General features: G+C 71.8%; 16 protein-coding genes. 7 read left to right on the top strand and 9 right to left on the bottom strand.

Translation table 11 applies throughout. From position 1 onward, the window contains the following. Positions 1–144: 144 nt before the first annotated feature. Positions 145–2,199, top strand: a complete 2,055-nt coding sequence (locus ACZ7DE_RS11975; RefSeq protein WP_470760118.1) for a PA14 domain-containing protein — start codon at positions 145–147, stop codon at positions 2,197–2,199. A 336-nt stretch (positions 2,200–2,535) separates the two neighbouring features. On the opposite strand, the gene ACZ7DE_RS11970 is transcribed toward ACZ7DE_RS11975, so the two are convergent. After that, positions 2,536–2,739 (bottom strand): cold-shock protein, encoded by a 204-nt coding sequence (locus tag ACZ7DE_RS11970; protein WP_037751662.1) that lies wholly within the window; start codon positions 2,737–2,739, stop codon positions 2,536–2,538. A gap of 397 nt (positions 2,740–3,136) precedes the next feature. On the opposite strand from ACZ7DE_RS11970, the gene ACZ7DE_RS11965 reads away from it, so the two are divergent. Next, entirely contained in the window at positions 3,137–4,114 is a 978-nt protein-coding gene (locus tag ACZ7DE_RS11965) for an RNA-binding protein (RefSeq protein ID WP_470759972.1), read from the top strand. A gap of 43 nt (positions 4,115–4,157) precedes the next feature. Here ACZ7DE_RS11965 and ACZ7DE_RS11960 read toward each other — a convergent pair whose 3' ends face one another. The 5 genes from ACZ7DE_RS11960 to ACZ7DE_RS11940 all read right to left on the bottom strand — a co-directional run bounded on the left by ACZ7DE_RS11960 (position 4,158) and on the right by ACZ7DE_RS11940 (position 9,912). Beyond that, positions 4,158–4,682 (bottom strand): GtrA domain-containing protein, encoded by a 525-nt coding sequence (locus ACZ7DE_RS11960; protein ID WP_470759970.1) that lies wholly within the window; start codon positions 4,680–4,682, stop codon positions 4,158–4,160. A gap of 292 nt (positions 4,683–4,974) precedes the next feature. Beyond that, on the bottom strand, positions 4,975–6,555 hold the full coding sequence (locus ACZ7DE_RS11955) for an ABC transporter ATP-binding protein (RefSeq protein WP_470759968.1): 1,581 nt from the start codon (positions 6,553–6,555) through the stop codon (positions 4,975–4,977). Then, on the bottom strand, positions 6,552–7,400 hold the full coding sequence (locus ACZ7DE_RS11950; protein WP_470759966.1) for an ABC transporter permease: 849 nt from the start codon (positions 7,398–7,400) through the stop codon (positions 6,552–6,554). The genes ACZ7DE_RS11955 and ACZ7DE_RS11950 overlap by 4 nt, the downstream gene beginning before the upstream one ends. Further along, positions 7,397–8,416: an ABC transporter permease gene (locus ACZ7DE_RS11945; protein ID WP_470759963.1), complete on the bottom strand. Its 1,020-nt coding sequence runs from the start codon at positions 8,414–8,416 to the stop codon at positions 7,397–7,399. Before ACZ7DE_RS11945 ends, ACZ7DE_RS11950 begins: the two co-directional genes overlap by 4 nt. After that, positions 8,401–9,912 carry an ABC transporter substrate-binding protein gene (locus tag ACZ7DE_RS11940; RefSeq protein ID WP_470760116.1) on the bottom strand — a complete coding sequence of 504 codons (1,512 nt, stop codon included), beginning with the start codon at positions 9,910–9,912 and terminating at the stop codon, positions 8,401–8,403. Before ACZ7DE_RS11940 ends, ACZ7DE_RS11945 begins: the two co-directional genes overlap by 16 nt. Before the next feature lie 299 nt (positions 9,913–10,211). Between ACZ7DE_RS11940 and ACZ7DE_RS11935 the strand changes: the two genes are divergently transcribed. Genes ACZ7DE_RS11935 through ACZ7DE_RS11915 form a run of 5 tightly spaced genes read left to right on the top strand, consistent with a single transcriptional unit; the run spans position 10,212 to position 16,012 of the window. Continuing rightward, the gene (locus ACZ7DE_RS11935) at positions 10,212–11,156 is read left to right on the top strand and encodes a TauD/TfdA family dioxygenase (RefSeq protein WP_470759961.1); all 945 of its coding nucleotides are present in this window, start codon (positions 10,212–10,214) and stop codon (positions 11,154–11,156) included. After that, the gene (locus ACZ7DE_RS11930) at positions 11,153–12,187 is read left to right on the top strand and encodes an ornithine cyclodeaminase family protein (protein ID WP_470759960.1); all 1,035 of its coding nucleotides are present in this window, start codon (positions 11,153–11,155) and stop codon (positions 12,185–12,187) included. Before ACZ7DE_RS11935 ends, ACZ7DE_RS11930 begins: the two co-directional genes overlap by 4 nt. Next, the gene (locus tag ACZ7DE_RS11925; RefSeq protein ID WP_470760114.1) at positions 12,184–13,524 is read left to right on the top strand and encodes a Y4yA family PLP-dependent enzyme; all 1,341 of its coding nucleotides are present in this window, start codon (positions 12,184–12,186) and stop codon (positions 13,522–13,524) included. Before ACZ7DE_RS11930 ends, ACZ7DE_RS11925 begins: the two co-directional genes overlap by 4 nt. A 20-nt stretch (positions 13,525–13,544) precedes the next feature. Beyond that, the gene (locus ACZ7DE_RS11920) at positions 13,545–14,603 is read left to right on the top strand and encodes a cysteine synthase family protein (protein WP_470759958.1); all 1,059 of its coding nucleotides are present in this window, start codon (positions 13,545–13,547) and stop codon (positions 14,601–14,603) included. Continuing rightward, a complete protein-coding gene (locus tag ACZ7DE_RS11915) occupies positions 14,603–16,012 on the top strand; it encodes an MATE family efflux transporter (protein ID WP_470759956.1) in 1,410 nt (469 codons plus the stop codon). Before ACZ7DE_RS11920 ends, ACZ7DE_RS11915 begins: the two co-directional genes overlap by 1 nt. A 113-nt stretch (positions 16,013–16,125) precedes the next feature. Here ACZ7DE_RS11915 and ACZ7DE_RS11910 read toward each other — a convergent pair whose 3' ends face one another. The 3 genes from ACZ7DE_RS11910 to ACZ7DE_RS11900 form a co-directional block, all read right to left on the bottom strand. Beyond that, a complete protein-coding gene (locus tag ACZ7DE_RS11910; RefSeq protein WP_470759954.1) occupies positions 16,126–16,515 on the bottom strand; it encodes a cupin domain-containing protein in 390 nt (129 codons plus the stop codon). A gap of 25 nt (positions 16,516–16,540) precedes the next feature. Then, positions 16,541–16,861 (bottom strand): hypothetical protein, encoded by a 321-nt coding sequence (locus ACZ7DE_RS11905; protein WP_470760112.1) that lies wholly within the window; start codon positions 16,859–16,861, stop codon positions 16,541–16,543. 244 nt (positions 16,862–17,105) lie between these two features. Further along, a complete protein-coding gene (locus tag ACZ7DE_RS11900; protein WP_470759952.1) occupies positions 17,106–17,867 on the bottom strand; it encodes a LamG domain-containing protein in 762 nt (253 codons plus the stop codon). Positions 17,868–18,002: the final 135 nt, after the last annotated feature.

The raw sequence follows: 18,002 nt of genomic DNA, 5'->3' as shown, positions 1-18,002 counted from the left end.
GACGTCCGTGAGGAAGGGTGAGGGACGGGGCAACCCTCTCCCCGCCTCATGGGTCACACATGCGTCACCCGTTCCATCTGTTTACATGTGTTTCATCTGTTCGACCTGTGTTCCACTGGTCCTGAAGGGGCCCCACTTTCCGTGATGACTCGTACCCGGCTGACCGCGCTGGCCGCGACGGCCGCCCTCGCCGCCACCGGCGACCTGATCGCCGCCGTCCCGGCCTCCGCGGCGGTCACCTGCGCCTCTCCCGTCTGGAAGGCGCAGTACTTCGCCAACTCCGCATTCAGCGGCACGCCGAAGCTGACCGCCTGCGACTCCGCCATCGCCGAGAACTACGGGTACGGCGACCCGGCCGGCGTCACGCTGCCCAAGGACAACTTCTCCGTCCGCTGGTCCCTCACCCGGGACTTCGGCTCCGGCGGCCCCTTCCGGCTCTCCGCCGCCACGCAGGACGGCATGCGCGTCTACGTCGACGGTGTGCGGAAGATCGACCTGTGGAAGAACGTCTCCACCACCGCCCGCAAGAGCGTCGACCTCACCATCCCGGCCGGCAAGCACACGATCCGCGTGGACTACGTCGCCTGGACCGGAGTCGCCCAGGCCTCGTTCACGTACGCCCCGCGCACCGAGGCCGCCGTCGACACGGTGAGGCCCCTGGCCCCGACCGGCCTCACCGCGGCGTACCGGCCGGACACCACGAAGACGACCCTGCGCTGGGCGGCGAACAAGGAGATGGACCTCGCCGGCTACCGCGTGTACCGCCGGCTGAGCACCACCCAGTGGGCGAAGGTCAGCGGCTCGTCGCTGCTCACCACACCGTCCTTCGTGGACGCCACGCCCGCCACGGGCCAGACCTTCCTGTACGAGGTCCGCGCCGTCGACAAGGCGGGCCGCGAGTCCCTCGGCAGCCTCGACGTCACCGCCGTGACCGTGGACCGCACGGGCCCCGCGGCGCCGGCCGGTCTCACGGTCGTCGGCGACGCGTGGTGGGCCACGCTGGCCTGGCAGGGGGTCGCCGACGCCACGGCGTACGAGGTGTACGCCGCCCCCGCGGCCACCGGGCCGTTCGAGTTGCTGAACACGGTCACCACGACGTCGTACCGCACCGACGCCCCCATGAACACCGCCCGGTACTACCGGGTCCGTGCGCTCGACGCGCTCGGCAACCCCTCGGCGTACGCCGCCGTCACCGGCGACGGCGTCGACCGGACGCCGCCGCGGATGTCCCCGACCTCGCTCAGCTCCCTCGTCCGGGCCGACTACACCGAAGTCGAGTGGAGCCAGCCCGACGGCTTCTACGAGGACTTCGACAACGGCGGGACCTACCACGTCTACCGCTCGCTCGGCAGGACCCTCGATCCGACCGCGCTCACCCGCGTCACCTGCACCGAGGAGAGCGACGAGGCCAGCAACGGCGGCATGTGCCACGACGTCGACATGCCGGCGGGCACGTATGTCACGTACGCGGTCGCGGCGGTGGACCCGGCCGGCAACGAGTCGGCGCTGTCCGCCCCGCTCGTGGTCCGCACCGGTGACGTCGTCGCACCCGGACCGGTCACCGGACTCAAGGCCACCCCGCGCGCCGACGGCGTGCTGCTGAGCTGGGCGGCATCGCCCGAGGACGACGTCGAACGCTATGTGGCCTGGACCGGCGTCCGGCAGGCCGACGGCACGGTCAAGTGGCTCACGTCCACCTCCTGCCGGGAGGGCACGAGCGACCCGCTCGCGGTCCTGTGCGGCGACCTGCCGGACGGTGAGACGCATGTGTACGCCGTCGTCGCCAGGGACCGCTGGGACAACGCACTGCCGCCGAGCGACCCGCAGGTGACGGCCGTCGACGCCACCGAGCTGGACGTGCGGCCGCCCGTGACGGTCACCCGGGACTGGGAGCTCGGCGGCCTGGGGCACGGCTCGGTGATCGGCGGCCCCGCCGAGAACGGGCCGTCCATCAGCTGGCGGTGCGACAACGCGGCCGAGTGCGAAAGCGTCGCGGGCTACCGGATCAGCCGGTGGAACACGGCGACGATGACGTACGAGCCGTTGCACGCCGGGCTCCTGCCGGCGGAGACCCGCGCCTACACGGACACCACGGCCGCACGGGGGACCACGCACTTCTACACGCTGGAGGCGCTGCGCGCCGACGGCAGCGTCGCGGGCACCTACGCGTGGAGCTGCGTCTTCCAGGACCGCGTCTAGTTGTCAGCCGAACCCGGTGGGCGATGTCGCAGCACGCGACGCGCCCACCGACGCGATCTCGTACGACGCGATGGAGTACTCAGCCCTTCGCATCGCCGGTGCCACACACCTCGCGGAGTTGCCTGAGGTGTGTCAAGCCCGAGACGACCTCGGCGGTCGGCAGTCCGAAGCCAGGGCCGGGCGTCCCGCCGGAGCGCAGTCACGCCGCCGGCCGTCAGCTACCGGCCTCGCGGTCAGAGGGCGGCTGTAGGCACCTGTACGGCTGTACAGGTCCCTACACGAGCCGACCGGCCCCAGAGCAGGTGGAGACGCTCTGGGGCCGGTCTTCATCCGACGTCAGGCAGGCGTGATGTTCTCCGCCTGCGGGCCCTTCTGACCCTGGGTGATGTCGAAGGTGACCGCCTGGCCTTCCTGGAGCTCACGGAAGCCGGAGGCGTTGATGTTGGAGTAGTGCGCGAAGACGTCCGGTCCCCCGCCGTCCTGCGCGATGAAGCCGAAGCCCTTCTCGGCGTTGAACCACTTCACAGTTCCGCTGGCCATGCTGGTGCCTCCCAGTCGCTGTCGGGAACCGCACCGCGCGGCCCCGGAGGTGATCGCCCTGGTCCAGCCCTACACAGCAAAACGCCCGCGCCATCGCGCGGGCAGGAACTGCGAACCACGACATCTGACACCGACGCTACACGGCGAAAGCGGCCACCACCAGAGAGCAACGGCCTTGATCCGCCGTCAAGGTGGCTCCGACCGCACCGGCTTGGCCGACGGCGATCAGCGGTCGCGGCCGAATCCTGCGGCCTCCTCCGGAGTGGAGGCCCGAACCCGGTGACTGAAACATGTGGGTGTGGTGTTGCTCCGGACGGGTCGGCTCCGTCTGCCTGCGTGACTCCTGACCCGGAAAATGCCGGGCGTGCGGCAGGACAGCTGATGAAGGATGGGGGCCATGCCGGCCTACGTCCACCGTGTGACGAAGTACGACCCCGCCGACCGTGACGAACACGGGCACTACACCGGCTCCGCGGACACCACCAGCGACCACGGCGAGGTCGAGGCGGCCTACCTCCAGGCGGTCGAGGCGTTCGCCGACGAAACCGGCGTTGCCCACCTGGCCATACGCGAGCCGGCGGTCGCCTCGCTCGCGCACTTCGGGCTCGAGACACCGGTGGACGCCAACGGGCTGAGGGGACTCTTCCCGCCCGGTCCCGGCGCCTCCGTCGAGGCGGCTGTTGCGCCCGGTTTCCACGACGGCGCGCTGGTACCGCTGCGCGCCGGGCTCGAACTGGTCCGGGTCATGCTGCGCGACAGCGGGGCCTGGTGCCGGCTGGAAGCCGAGGGTGTGTTCGCGGTGCACGTGGGCTGGGACCAGTACCTCTACATCGGCAGCAGCAGACCGTGCGAGGCTGCGCTCGCCCGCACCCGTACGCTCGGGCTGTTCGCCGAGCGCCTGGCTTCCTCTCCCTACGACGTCGACACGGAGCCGGCGGAGGAAGACCTTCCACGGCCCGGTGACGACGACTTCTGGAACGGCCTGCGCCGGGCGGTGGCCACCGGCCGCGCCGGGGTCCTGGAAGAGACGCATGTCATGGGCGCCACGCGCTGGCACCGGCTCACCTGCGAAACCATCGACGCGGTGCGCGCCGGCCTGGCTCCCCGCGCTCGTCTGGCCGTGTGGCCGCCCCTGTCCTCCGACCTCGATGCGGTCCTCGGCTCGTTCCCCGCCGAGGGACTCGTCGAAGGTGTCTGGCAGGACGAGGAGGGCCGCATTCAGAGCGTCACGTGCGAGGAGGAAGCGTACCCGGAGCTCGTGTCGCGGATGTCCGGCGCCGCCGCTGCCGCACTCCTCTCGGGATGTGCCGGTGAGGACATGCCTGTCCTCACCGCCGTCATGCCGGACGCCGACGGTGTGGTACGGGCACGCTGAACGGGCCGCGCCCCCGCCGAGGGCGCGCCGCCCGACGGAGCGGTCAGGCGGCGCGGCAGAGTGCGGGCCGGGCGGTCGGCGCCGGGTCGCCAGTCGCGGTCACCAGCACGGGACGGGCGGTGCCGACGGCGGCCGCGTCCTGCGCGCGGTTGCGCGTGAAGACGACCAGCCGCAGCACCACGAACCGCGCGACGCCCGCAAGTGCGGAAGCGGACAGGTAGACGACCTGCTCGAGCACCGCGCCGGGCGCCGCCACCAGCTGCTGCAGGGCCAGCATCGCCACGCAGGTGACCGCGTACGCGGCCGCCGCGGATCCGGCCGACTGCGCGTGCTGACGCCAGGTCGCGCGCCCACCCGCGCCGAAGGTGAAACGGGCGTGCAGTTCGGTGGCGAGGAGCGTGCAGGCAGCGGTGACCAGGGCGTTGGCCAGAGCCCACGGCATCCAGGAAGCGAGGGCGGCCACGGCGAAGCTCGAGGCGAGCCCGACTCCGCCGCCACAGAGCACGAAGCGGGCGAAGGCGGCGAAGGCTCCCGGTGCCGTCTGCGGCCGGCTCTGCACTGTCTCCACGGTCCCCACCCCTTTGACGCTTCGTCTGCGACACACGCGCCCCCGGACGGTGAGACCGTCGGCTCGTGATTTCCAACTTCGGAAACGCTACGTTGCGTTCAAGGAGCGTACAAGCTATTTATTGCACTTGAGTGGAGAACATGCACTTGGGAGGCATAATATCGTTGCAACGATCCTACGAGGTAACGCAACGCACGCCTCACGTTGCCGTTGCAATGAACTGAGGTGAATGCTCGAGGTGAGCCCACCCGAGGACGGCTTCTCGCGCCGGGTCGGTTCTCGTCGGCCGGACTCAGGCCCGCTCGGCCGGAACGGACGTGGCCAGGAGCGCTCGCGTCGCCTGGTGTCGGGGGGCGGTGAACACCTCGACGGTGGGGCCGGACTCCACGACGCGGCCCCCTTCCAGCACGGTGACGGTGTCCGTGCGATCGGCGACGAGGGGCAGGTCGTGACTGATGAGGACCAGGGTCGTGCCGTGCCGCTCCCGCAGGTCCGCCAGCAGGTCCATGATCGCCCGCCCTGTGGCCGTGTCCAGCGCGGAGGTGATCTCGTCGCAGATCAGGACCTCGGGGTCGGCGGCGAGTGCTCGCGCGACGGCGACCCGCTGACGCTGCCCCCCGGACAGCTCGTGCGGGTAGCGGTCGGCGAACGCCGGCGGCAGCCCGACCTGTTCGAGAAGGCCGGCGACCCGCTCCCCGACGTCACGGGCCGCGCAGCGGCAGTGCAGGCGCAGGGGACGGCCGACGGCGGCGCCGACCGTACGGCTGGGGTTGAGCGCACCGAGCGGGTTCTGTGTGACGAGCTGGATGCCGCGCTGTTGTTCACGCGTCCGGCCGCGCAGGCCCGTGCTCAGTGCGGCGCCGGCCAGGTGGACCGTTCCGGAGGCCGCACGTTGCAGTCCCACGACGGCCCGGACGAGGGTGGTCTTGCCGGAGCCGGAGACGCCGACGATGCCGGCAGCCGAGCCGGGGGCGACGGTGAGGCCGACGTCGGTGAGCGCCGGTGTTCCGCGGAAGGAGACGTGCAGGCCACGCACGTCGAGGGCAGGTGAAGTCGCCCCGACGGAAGGGGGGTTGGAGGTCTGCGGCCGTGGGTGGGCGCTGATCCCTGCGGCAGCGCGGGAGGTGGACGCCGCCGGGCGCGGGGCGGGCAGGTGGGCGCCGGGGGGCGTGAGGTCCACGACGTCGTCGGCGAACCGCTCGACGACCTGCGGGTCGTGGCAGGAGAAGGTCACGGCGAGGTGGTGTTCGCGGGCGAGGTGCCGCAGCAACTCGGCTATTTCGTCGCGGAGTTCAGGATGCAGCCCGGCTGTCGGCTCGTCCAGGAGCAGGATGTCGGGGCGACGGGCCAGGGCCCGGGCGAGTGCGACGCGGCGTTGCTGTCCGCCGGAGAGGGCGCCGGGGCGGCGGGCAGCGAGGCGGCCGTCGTCCGGGAGGCGTACCTCGGCCAGCAGGGCGGCGACGGCGTCCGGGCTCCGGTCCGTGGCGAGTTCGCCGACGAGGGTGCGGACTCGCATCCGCGGATTCAGGTGCGAGCCGGGGTCCTGGCCGACGTGGGCGAGGCGGGTGCGGCGCAGGGCGCGCAGCTCGCGTTCGGGCAGGGCGAGGATGTCGTGGCCGAGGACGTCGACGTGCCCGGCCGTGCGGGCCGTGCCCGGCGGCAGGAGGCCGGTGATCGCCCGCAGCAGCGTCGTCTTGCCCGCGCCCGAGGGGCCGGTCAGGGCGACCAGACGGCCGGGGCGCAGGCTGAGCGAGGCGTCCCGCAGCAGGAGTCGGCCGTCCGCGGCGCTGACGGTGAGACCGGTGACGCTGACGGCAGGCGTGTCACCCGGCAGCCCCCCGGATTTCGCGTACCGATCACGCGCATGGCTCACAGGACGGTCACCGCCTTCCGGCCGGTCTGGGGGGCGAGGGAGGCCGCCGCGAGGTTGACGCTGAGGGCGAGCAGGCCGACGGCGATGCTGGGGGCGACGACGGACCAGGGGTTGAGGAGGATGCCGGAGGAGTTCTCGCGGATCATCAACGCCCAGTCGGCGGCGGGGGGGTGGGGGCCGACCTGGAGGAATCCGGCGGTCGCGACGAGGTACACGGCGGCGACGAACCGCAGGCCGAACAGGGCCAGCAGGGTGGCGCGCAGGTTGGGCAGGATCTCGCGGACGACGAGGTACCAGAGCCGTTCGCCGCCGGCCGTCGCCGCTTCGACGTACCCCGCTCCGGCGACCGCGGCCGCCGCGCTCGCCGCGAGCCGGACGGCGTACGGCACCCCGAGCACGACGGCCGCGGCGATGACGGCGAGACGGCCTCCGCCGGGCCAGGACAGGGTGACGAGCAGGATGCCCAGCACGGCCGGCAGCAGCATCAGCACGTCGCAGGCGCGCTCCACGAGCCGTCCGACGAGCGGCCGTACGGCGCCGATCGCGCCCAGGACCGCGGCCGAGCCCGTGACGAGCACCGCGACGAGCAGCGACGACAGGACGAGGTCCCGTCCGCCCGCGAGCAGGCGGCTGAACACGTCCCGGCCGAGCTGGTCTCCGCCGAGCAGGGCACCGTGGGCGCCGGCCTCCGCGTAGGGGGCGGTCACCGGGGCGTCCAGGGCGTGCGGGGCGATCCAGGGGCCGATCAGGGCGAGCCCCGTCAGCACGAGGGCGGGCAGGACGCGCAGAGCGACGCCCTTGCGGAAGCGTGGGGCGGCGCCCCCACGGGCGGTCTTCTCGTTCATCGGCGGACTCCCGTCGCCGCGTCGCGGACCAGGTCGGCAAGGAGCAGGACAACGGTGATGACGACTCCGGACAGGGCCGTGACCCCGGCGATGACCGGGCTGTCGCGGTCGGTGACCGCCGAGGCGAGCACCGAGCCGATGCCGGGGTAGTTGAAGATGGTCTCCACGACGACCGCGCCGCCCAGGAGCATGCCGGTGGAGGTGGCCAGGCCCGCGGCGACGGCGGGCAGCGCGCCGGGCAGGACATGGTGGGTGAGGACGCGTCGGGGCGGGAGTCCGTCGAGTACGGCGGTCTCCACGTGCGGGGCGCGGGCCTCGTCGGCGAGGGCGGCGCGCACGATCCGGGTGTTCCACCCGACCTGCGGGACGGTCAGGGCGAGAACGGGCAGGACGAGCATGTCCCAGGAGGCCGGGGCGCCGTCGGCGTCGGTGAGGGTGACCGCGGGCAGCCAGCCGGTCCACAGGGACAACGTGAGGACCAGGGCGACGGCCACGACGAACTCGGGCAGGGCGAGGATCGCGGTCGCGGCGCCCGACACGGCCCCGTCGAGGCGCCCGCCCGGCCTCAGGGCGGCCCAGCAGCCGAGCGCGAGGGAGAGGACGGCGGTGAGCAGCAGGGCGATCCCGCCCAGGAGGAGGGTGTTGGGGAACGCGGTGGAGAGCAGGTCGGTGACCTTCTCCCCGCGGGCGGACGTGCCGAGGTCGCCGGTGGCCAGTCCGGTCATCCAGGCCCCGAAGCGTTCCAGGACCGGCCGGTTCAGGCCGAGCAGCTCGCGGCGCGCGGCGAGGTCGGCGGCGCTCTCACCGCGCTCGGAGGTCGCGTTGGCGGCATCGCCCGGCAGCAGTTCGACGGTGCCGAAGACCAGTGCGAGCAGCAGTGCCAGCAGGGCGAGTCGCTTCAGCAGCGTGACGCCGACGCGCGCCAGGAGCAGGGCTGCGCCGTGAGCCGGCCTGCTCCGCCGAGTGGGCGCGGAGGAGGCCGGCGCGGTGCTCGCGCGGGTCAACGGGCCAGCCATGCGCCCTCGAGTTGAACCCTTCCGTATCCGGGCAGCGTCGGCAGTCCGCGCACGTTCGCCCCGGCGAGGTCGATGCCGTCGGCCATGCCCCACAGGAGGTAGCCCGACCCGTCGTACTCGATCTGCTGGAGCTGCTTGAGCAGTTGGGTGCGCCGGGCGGCGTCGGCGCTGCCGATGGCCTTCTGGTAGGCGGAGTCGAACGCGGGGGACTTCCAGCCGGCCTCGTTCTGCCCGCTGTCGGAGACCATGGTCTTGCTGGCGAAGAAGACCACGGAGTCGTTGGTGCCCCAGTAGGTGGTGTAGAGGTCGCCCTTGAGCCAGGTCTTCTCCCAGAAGACGGCCGACTCCTGCTTGACGACCTTGATCTTCACCCCGGCCTCGCGGACCTGGGAGACGAACAGGGTGGCCGACTCGGCCAGGCCGGAGATGTCCTCGGTGGTGAGCAGTTCGTACGTCTTGGAGGCGTCGAACTTCGCCTCCTTCAGAAGTTGTCGGGCCTTGGCGAGGTCGCGGGTGCGCTGCGGGATGCTCTTGTCGTAGGCGGGGTCGCCGGTGCCGAGGATGTCGTTGGCGACGGTGCCGTAGCCGGAGAGGACCTGGTCGACCATGGCTTCGCGGTCGACGGCGAGGCGCAGCGCCTCGCGGACCCTGGGGTCGGCGAAGGGGCCGTCGGCGGTGCGCATGACGATCGGCATCGCCATGTCGTTGGGGCGGCGGACGGTCTGAACGTCCTTGCGGGAGGCAGCGGTTCGGGCGGCGACGGCGCCGACGTCGGAGGCCAGGTCGATCTGTCCGGCCAGCAGCGCGTTGGCCATGGCCTGCGGGCTCTCGAAGATCTTCACCTCGATGGCGTCGAGGTGCACCTCGCCGCCGTACCAGCCCTCGTTGCGTACCAGGCGGGCGTTGCCGGAGCGGAACCAGTCCAGTTTGAAGGGGCCGGTTCCGGGGGCCTTCGCGATGTCCTTGTCGGCGGTGCCCTTGGGGACGACGAAGGTCGTCAGGCGGGTGAGCAGCGGAAGTTCGGCGTTGGCGTAGTCGGAGACCAGGACGACCGTGCCGGTGCCCTCGGCGGTGATGTTCTGCGCCTGGATGCCCGGCAGACGGGAGGCGCCGGAGGGGGTGGCGCGCAGTCGCTTGAGGGAGAAGACCACGTCCTCGGCGGTGACCGGGGAGCCGTCGTGGAACTTCGCGCCCTCGGCGATCCTGAACTTCCAGGTCTTGAGGTCGGCGGACGGCTCCCAGCTCGCCGCGAGCCGGGGTGCGGTGTTGGGTCTGGCGCCGGGCACGGTCAGCGTGTCGTATACGAGGCTGAGGATGAGGTAGTCGCTCTCGTTGGACTGCGTGCCGTGCGGATCGCGCGTGACGGCTCCGGCCCGGCCGAGGGCGCCGACGCGCAGGGTGCCTCCCTTGCGGGGTTTCGCGGAGCCGCCGGTGGCGGACCCGGCGGGTTCGGCGTCGGCGCCGCCGCAGGCGGCCAGCAGGGCGGTCGCGCCCATGGCGCCACCGGCCCACAGGATGTGACGTCTGGTCAGGTCCACGTCGTCCTCGATTTCACAGGGCGGCTCAATTGCTTAGGTTTGCCTACCCTGAATTACACACCGCACACAAGAGGGTGTGCAGCGTGATTTTGATCAACTTAGGTAAGCCTTGCCTACTCCCTGTGTGCTGGCTATGTTTCCGATCGGCTACCAGGCCCCGCCGCCACGGGGCCACCGCCCGCCCTCGACCGCACCGGAACGGACGGTTCACCATGCCGACGGCAGCCACCACCGCACGTCCCCTTCACCCCGACGTCGTGACGGAACTGACGTCCACGGCCCGCACCCTGCTCGTCGCCTTCGACAGCGACTCCACCGACCCGGCACTGCTCGCTCGGATCCCCGCTGCCGCGGCTTCTTTGAGCGAATCGGTCCGGCACGCCTGCCGCCCCGTCGACACCCCGGAGGGACTGTTCGTCCTGCGCGGCCTCCCGGTCGACGACGAGGCCATCGGCCCCACCCCCGCCCACTGGTCGGCCGCCGGGAACGGCGGCGCGCTCCACGACGTGGTCCTGCTCCTGCTCTCCACGGTGATGGGAACGCCCCTGGCGTGGGAGGGCCAGCAGGACGGCCGGTTCGTGCACAACATCGTGCCCTCGCCGGGGCACGAGGCGGAGCAGACCGGCGCCAGCAGCAACGTGCTGCTCAGCCCGCACACCGAGGACGCCTTCCACCCCGGCCGCGCCCATCTGCTCGTCCTCGGCTGCCTGCGCAACCACGATGCCGTCGCGACGACGGCCGCGAGCATCCGGCAGGTCCGACTCCACCCCGACGACGTGGACTTGCTCAGCAAACCGGTGCTGCCGATCCTCCCCGACGACGCCTACGCCCAGGCACAGGACTACGACGGCGCCCCGCTGCCCGTACCGACCCTCTGGCAGTCGCCGACCGGCCCGACGCTGCGCTTCGACCCGGCCTACACGCCCCTGGACGAGGCCTCCGACGAACACCGCGCGGCCTACGCCCGGCTCGAGGCCGAACTCGCCCGCGTCTCCGTCGCCGTGGCCCTCACGCCAGGGGACGTCCTGGTCGTGGACAACGACCTCGTCGTGCACGGCCGGGTCCCCTTCCGGGCCCGCTACGACGGCACGGACCGCTGGCTGAAGCGTTCCTCCGTGCGGGTTCCGGGCCGACGCACCCGTCCGCAGTCCGAGCGGTCCGAGCACGGCTACGGCCAGGCGGCCGTGGAGGCGTTCGCATGACCGGCACCGACAACGACCACAGCCGAGACCCGGGGAGCACCATGCCGTCCGACGACACGACCCTGCGCATCCTCAGCACCAGCGACATGGCCGGCATCGACATCACGCTGCCCGACGTCGTCTCCGTGGTGGAGCAGGCATACCGCACACTGGCCGAGGGCAGGTCCGACAACCCGCGCAAGCTCACCGTCGCACCGCAGGACGGCCACTCCGTCGCCTACGCGATGCTCGGCCGCGACGGGGCGCGAGGCGTGGTCGCGGTGAAGACGTCGTACAAGCACGGACTGCACGAGGACCGCGACAAACAGCACTACTACACCACGCTCACCCTGTACGACGACGAGAGCGGGCTGCCGGTCGCCATGCTGGACTGCGGCCGGGTGGGCGCGCTGCGCACCCCGGCGGTCTCGGCGCTGCTGGCCCGCGAACTGGCCCCGCCCGGCGCCCGCACCGCGCTCGTCATCGGCACCGGCACGCAAGGTCGGCTCGCGCTGCCGTTCCTGCTGACCGCACTGCCCGACCTGGAGCGGCTGACGCTGTTCGGCACGCATCCCGACGGCATCCGAGCGGTGCGCGAGCAGTTGGCGGCCCACTTCCCCGAACGCGAGCTGGAAGTCGTGACCGACCTGCGGGCGGCAGCGGGGAACGCCGACATCGTGCTGGCCACGGCTGGCCCCAACACACCGGCGTCCGTGGACGCGGAGTGGCTCAAACCCGCGGCGCTGTCCGTCCTCGTCGGCTACGGCATCGCGCCCTCCACCCTGCACCGGGCCGACCGCGTGATCGCCACCAGCGCCGCGCAGATGCGGGTCACCGGCACCGACATGGCCGACGCGGACGGCCGGCTGCGCGACGTGGACGCCGAGTTCCCGGACGTGCTCGCCGGGCGGGCCGCGGGGCGCACGGACCCGGGGCAGCGCGTCTTCGCGTACAACAGCGGGCTCGTCGTCACCGACATCGCCCTCGGGCACCGGTTCGCCCAACTCGCCCTCGCCCAGGGGCTGGGCACGGCGGTGCCGCTGTGGAAGTGACGACGCCGCTCGCCTCGCACACCACCGGTGAGGTGCGCGCACTGCTCGCCGACAGGCTGCTGCACGAGTTGAGCCACGGCCTGGGCGGCCCCTACCACGTGTTGTTCCCGCGGTGCTTCGACGCCAACGCCGCGGCATTCCGTGAGGTGTTCACCGAGGCGGACGTCGACGGCCGGGTGTACTACGCCAAGAAGGCCAACAAGGCGGCCGTCTACGCCGAACGGGCAGCCCTGGCCGGCCTGGGCGTGGACGTGGCGAGCCACGGCGAGCTGCGCGAGGCCCTGGCCGCCGGGGTGCGCGGCGAGGACCTGATGGTGACCGGCCCCGCCAAAGCGGACCAGCTGCTGCGCGTCGCCCTGCTCCACCGAGCGCTCATCGCCGTGGACGCACTCGACGAACTCGACCGCCTCCAGACGCTCGGCCGTGAACTGAGCCGCACCGCCAGGGTGTTGCTGCGCTGTCTGCCCCCGGAGCAGCCCCACAGCCGCTTCGGCCTGGACGCCGACGAACTGGGCGACGCCCTGCACCGGTGCGCCGAAGGGCCGGTCGACATGGAAGGCTTCAGCTTCCACCTCTCCGGCTACGACCTGCGTCAACGCATCGACTTCGCGGCCGGGTTGATCCACCACTGCGAGCGCGCCAGGGAACTCGGCCTGCGCGCCGACCGGATCAGCATCGGCGGCGGCTTCGCCGTCGACTACGTGGACCGGGACGACTGGCGGCGGTTCGAGCAGAGCCGGCGTCCCGAGCACTTCCACGCGGACAGGACCTTCGGGGGCTTCTACCCGTACCACTCCCCCGTCGCGGGCGCCGACGCCCTGCGCGCGATCCTGGCGGCCACCCCCACCGGGGAGGACACCACTGTGGCCGGGCTGCTGCGGAGGGCGGGCGTGGCCCTCCTCGTCGAACCGGGCCGCGCGCTGCTGGACCAGGCCGGGTTCACGGTGTTCCGCGTGCAGGGCGTCAAGGAACGCGACGGGTACGCGGTCCTCACCGTCGACGGCAGCAGCCTCAGCCTGTCGGAGCAATGGTTCGACAGCGAGTTCCTGCCGGATCCGGTGCTCCTGCCGGACCGGACGAAGCCGGTGGCCGACGCGGGGCCGTACCCGGCGTGCGTGGGAGCCGCGACCTGCCTGGAGTCGGACATGCTGACCTGGCGCAAGATCCCCTTCCCCATCCGCCCGGCGCCCGGCGACCTGCTCGCGTACCTCAACACGGCGGGCTACCAGATGGACTCCAACGAATCACCGTTCCACGAGCTCCCCCTGCCGCCGAAGGTCGTCGTCGAGCCCTCGGCTTCCCGCCCGCGCTGGCGCCTCGACCGCCACCCCCACTGAGGAACCACAGGAGCCCCCTCATGGACGACCCCCTGTACCGCCCGCCCATCGTGCGGCAGGTCTCCGAACTCATCGGCGCCACACCGCTGTTCGAGCTGTGCCGGACGGAAAGCAACGCCCGCCTGCTGCTGAAGCTGGAGCAGTTCAACCCGACCGGCACGGCCAAGATACGCATGGCCCGGCGCATGGTCATCGACGCCGAGGAGCGCGGACTGCTGCGCCCCGGCGGCCGGATCATCGAGTCGACCTCCGGCAACACCGGGCTCGGCCTGGCCGTCGTGGCCGCCGAGCGCGGCTACACCTTCACCGCCGTCGTCGACCGCCACGCGGCCGCCGACAAGCTGCGCGCGATGAAGGCCCTCGGCGCGGAGCTGGTGTACGTCGCCGAGGACGGGGACGAGGAACTGGCCACCGCCGCCCGCGAGGAACTGGCGGAGAAGATGGCCGCGGACTGCGACAACGCCTACTTCACCGAGCAGCACAACAACCTGGCGAACGGCGTGGGCTACCACCCGGTGGCCCGGGAACTGCACGCCGCCCTGGACGGTCGTGTCGACGTCCTCATCGGCGCCGTGGGCACCGGCGGCGGGCTGTTCGGGACCGGGGGCCCGCTGCGGAAGTCGGTGCCGGGGATGCGCATCGTCGGCGTGGAGCCGAAGGGCTCGATCGCGTTCGGGCCGCCCGCCCACGACTACCACCAGTCGGGCACCGGTACACCCGAGGGTGCGACGATCGGGGCGATGGTCGACTACTCGCTGCTGGACGAAGGCGTGAAGGTCGGCGACGTCGAGGCGTTCGCCACCGCACGGGCCGTGGCCCGGCGCACCGGACTGCTCATCGGCGGCTCGGCGGGCGGGGTCGTGTACGCGGCGCTGACCCGACTGTCCTCACTGCCGCCCGCCACGACCATGGTCGCATTGGTCAATGACGGCGGGGAGAAGTACATGGACACCGTCTTCGACGACGACTGGATGACCGCCCGTGGCCTCCTCTCCCCTCAAGTGGAGCGCGAGGTCGACGAGTTGCTGACCAAACTCCGCCGCCCAGCGGCTCCCGAATCCCCCCAGGAAACACACTGATGCCGCCCGCCCTCGCCCGACTGCTCACCGACGGCCGCGCCCTGGCCACGCTCGCCGTCCCGCTCGCTCTCACCCAGCTCGCCCAGGTCGCGCTCACCACCACCGACACGGTGATGATGGGCCTGATCGGCACCGAGGCCCTGGCCGCCGGCGGCCTCGCCATGGTGATCTTCAACCAGTTGCGCACCATGGGCGTAGGCCTGGTCACCGCCGTCGGCAACCAGGTCGCCGCGGCCGACGCGCGCGCCGAGTCCCACGGCACGACGGCGGGCGCCCAGGCGGAAGCCGCTCACGAGGAGGTCCGGGACCTGGTCCGGGCGAGCCTGCTGCTGTCCACGCTCGCGGGGCTCGCGGGAGCGGTGCTGATGGTGGCGATCGGACACGCCGTGGTGTTCCTCGGCCAGGACCGTGACGTCGTCGACGCGGCGACGCCCGTGCTGTACACGATGGCTCCCGGCCTGGTGCCCTGCCTGTGGTTCCAGGCGATCCGCCAGTTCACGGTCGGCATGCGCCGCCCCCAGGCCCTGCTGCGCATCACGATCGCCTCGATCGCCGTCAACGCGGGCCTCAACTGGGTGTTCATCCACGGCACCTGGAGCCTGCCCGAGCTGGGCCTGCCGGGCATCGGCCTGGCCACGACCTCGGTGTACGCACTGTCCTTCCTCGCGCTGTACCGGTCCGCCCGCCGCGACCCGCGTCTGGCCCCGCTGTTGTCGCTGCGCGTCTGGAAGACCCGCCCGGCCACCCTGCGCCGGCTGACCGCCCTGGGCGCGCCGATCGCCGCCACCTACGGCTCCGAGGCGGGCTTCTTCTCCGTCGTGGCCCTGCTGGTGGGCAGCTTCGGCACGGCTGCGCTGGCCGCGCACACCGCCGTCAACCAGCTCGTCTACATCGTCTTCCAGATCGCCGTCGGCCTGTCCCACGCCGCCTCCCTCGGTGTCAGCCGCCAACTCGCCCTCGGCAACACGGCGGCCGCACAGCGGCTGAAGTCGACGGCCCTGGCCTGCGCCGCCGCCGTCATGGCGGTCGTGGCGGTCGCCTACGTCGCTCTGCCGGGCCTGGTGCTGGCGCCGTTCTTCGAGGGCGACAGCCGGACCGCCACCGACCTCGCGACGAACCTCCTGCTGATCGCCGCGGTGCTGCAGTTCTTCGACTGCGCCCAGAACATCGGCGTCGGCCTCCTGCGGGGGCTGGAGGACACCAAGGGCGGCTTCCGCATCACCCTGGTCGGCTACTGGCTCGTCGGCCTGCCCGCCACCCTGCTGCTCGGCTTCGCCGCCGGCTGGGAGACCGTCGGCATCTGGCTCGGCCTGCTCACCGGCCTCGCCACCACCGCGCTGCTCCTGCTGCGCCGCTTCCGTCGCAGCGTCCGGCTTCGAGAAGCGCCCGCCGCGGTGGCGGCGCGCTGAAGGAGGACGGCGGCTCCGTAGCCGCCGTCCTCGGCCTCGGACCCGGACCTGGCCCCCGGGCCTCGTCCGCGACGGTCCGAACGACGCGTCCCGCAACCGTCGTTGTACCGAGCTCAGGCCCCTGGTTCCGCCCGATCCCCGTCCGGCACCCCGTAGCCGGGCACGGACGGCCATCGGACGGTCAGCACCACCGACTCTTCCTCCGCACGCCATGAGTGGTCGACTCCGCGCCCCCACACGACGTAGTCACCCTGGTTTTCCAACAGGACGCTGCGGCCCGGCAGTTCAACACGAAAGCGACCGCTGACGAGGACCAGCAGCGCTGTGCGCTCCTCGCCCTTCACCCACTGCGCACGCTCGTCGCCACGCGGATGGACGCCCCATTTGATCTCCACGGCCTCGCTGTGCCGCGGATCGCCCACGTCCTTGAAGTGCCCGAGAAGCCATCCCCGTTCCAGTGCCGCGTCCTCGCCCGCATTTCCCACGTACACGCTGTCGTTCACGTGCCTGGACGCTAGCAGTCGCCGCCTATGCGGTACCGGCGTCGTCGACGAAGCGGAGCAGCACGGCGGCTTCCGCGCGAAGTCGCGCGGCCCGGTCGGCGTGCGCGGGCGCGGTCAACTGCGCCGCCACCTCCAGTCGCTCGGCCGCCTCGGCCCGCACGACGTCCACCGCCCTGTCCTCGCTCAGCTCATGCCGTGCCGCTTCGGTGGCGCCGACACCGACCGGCGACTGCTCGAGGGCCAGGCCGCGCAGCTCGGTTTCGCCCACGGGCACCGCCTCGGCGTTGTCCAGCGCGGCGAGTGTCGAGCGCAGGGCGCTCACCGCGGCCCTGTCACGGGCGCGCATCGCTTCCGGCAGTGCTTGACGCATTCGAACACGTACAGACATGCCGGTGACCTTATGGCGGCGCCCCTGGGCCCACAACGCGTTTACGTCCGGCAGTGAACCTGGCGCCGACGGAGGCGCGATCAACGACTCGTCGACCGGCTGAGGAGCGATTTCCGACTCGTCGCCGGCTGAGGCACGATCCCCGCCGTCTCCGCCGTCCCCGTATGCCCGGCCGGCCCGCCGTCCCCTGTGTTGTGCCCGCTCACACTCCTTCGCCGTCGGCCACCGCCTCGGGTTCGTCGGAGAGCTCCTCGACGAGCGTGGCCGGACGCCGCACCACGAGACGCTGGACCTCGTACGCCATCTCCTTGACGTGGGGCTCCGGCGCCGGATGGTAACGGCCGGCGCACACCGACAGGTTGACGATGAGATAGGCGTGCCAGGACCGGCCCACGCCCCGGCGGTCGGCGAACACCCGTTGGCCGTTCACCCACCAGACCACGGACCGCCGGCCGAACTCGACGCGCAGGTCGACCCACGCACCCGGGCCGACAGCTGGGTCCCGATAGTAGAGGTTGCCGCCGCGGACGTGGTTGGTGAGCTCCAGGAGGTCGGCGTTGTCGGGGTGGTACTCGAAGACGTCGATCTCCTGACCGCCGTCCCGCCAGGTCCAGATGGCGGGCCAGGCCCCCATCTCGGACGGCAGTGCGACCCGCGCCTCGAGGACGTCACCCGTCCTGACGGTGAAGTCCTCCTCACTGCCCTCGGTGGTGAGCAGGCCCGTGTCCCACCGGCCGTCCTTGCGGCGGGTGGCCCGGAAGACGCCCGAGCGGCTGTACTCGGGATCCGCCGTCAGGTAATCCAGTTTGTTGTCTCCGGGGTTGACCGGTCCGCCGTTCGGATACGCCCACGAACGCCCCGCCACCCATTGACGGGTGGACGCGAAGTCCGCGGTGAAGACGATCTCGGCTTCCGAGTCGATCGCCTCTGCCGACGGTGTGCCGTCGAATGCAGGATTCTCCATACGCGGATGCTGCTCCGCATATGACTTCGGCATGCAAATGCCAGTAAATCAGTGGAAAGTACAACTCGGACGAGTGAACTCGTCTCAACGAAACCCGAATTCCCGTCCGCGCGGACCGTTCCACGGTGGGCGGAG

Source organism: Streptomyces sp. NPDC037083, from assembly GCF_055606485.1.
This window is presented reverse-complemented; position numbering and strand designations above follow the sequence as displayed.

What these genes read in the sequence shown, in the direction of transcription:
- ACZ7DE_RS11965 (WP_470759972.1), top strand. Translation starts at nt 3,137, where the DNA reads ATGCCGGCCTACGTCCACCGTGTGACGAAGTACGACCCCGCCGACCGT.
- ACZ7DE_RS11915 (WP_470759956.1), top strand. Translation starts at nt 14,603, where the DNA reads ATGCCGCCCGCCCTCGCCCGACTGCTCACCGACGGCCGCGCCCTGGCC.
- ACZ7DE_RS11905 (WP_470760112.1), bottom strand. Translation starts at nt 16,861, where the DNA reads ATGCGCGCCCGTGACAGGGCCGCGGTGAGCGCCCTGCGCTCGACACTC.
- ACZ7DE_RS11930 (WP_470759960.1), top strand. Translation starts at nt 11,153, where the DNA reads ATGACCGGCACCGACAACGACCACAGCCGAGACCCGGGGAGCACCATG.
- ACZ7DE_RS11920 (WP_470759958.1), top strand. Translation starts at nt 13,545, where the DNA reads ATGGACGACCCCCTGTACCGCCCGCCCATCGTGCGGCAGGTCTCCGAA.
- ACZ7DE_RS11970 (WP_037751662.1), bottom strand. Translation starts at nt 2,739, where the DNA reads ATGGCCAGCGGAACTGTGAAGTGGTTCAACGCCGAGAAGGGCTTCGGC.
- ACZ7DE_RS11950 (WP_470759966.1), bottom strand. Translation starts at nt 7,400, where the DNA reads ATGAACGAGAAGACCGCCCGTGGGGGCGCCGCCCCACGCTTCCGCAAG.
- ACZ7DE_RS11945 (WP_470759963.1), bottom strand. Translation starts at nt 8,416, where the DNA reads ATGGCTGGCCCGTTGACCCGCGCGAGCACCGCGCCGGCCTCCTCCGCG.
- ACZ7DE_RS11975 (WP_470760118.1), top strand. Translation starts at nt 145, where the DNA reads ATGACTCGTACCCGGCTGACCGCGCTGGCCGCGACGGCCGCCCTCGCC.
- ACZ7DE_RS11940 (WP_470760116.1), bottom strand. Translation starts at nt 9,912, where the DNA reads ATGGGCGCGACCGCCCTGCTGGCCGCCTGCGGCGGCGCCGACGCCGAA.
- ACZ7DE_RS11900 (WP_470759952.1), bottom strand. Translation starts at nt 17,867, where the DNA reads ATGGAGAATCCTGCATTCGACGGCACACCGTCGGCAGAGGCGATCGAC.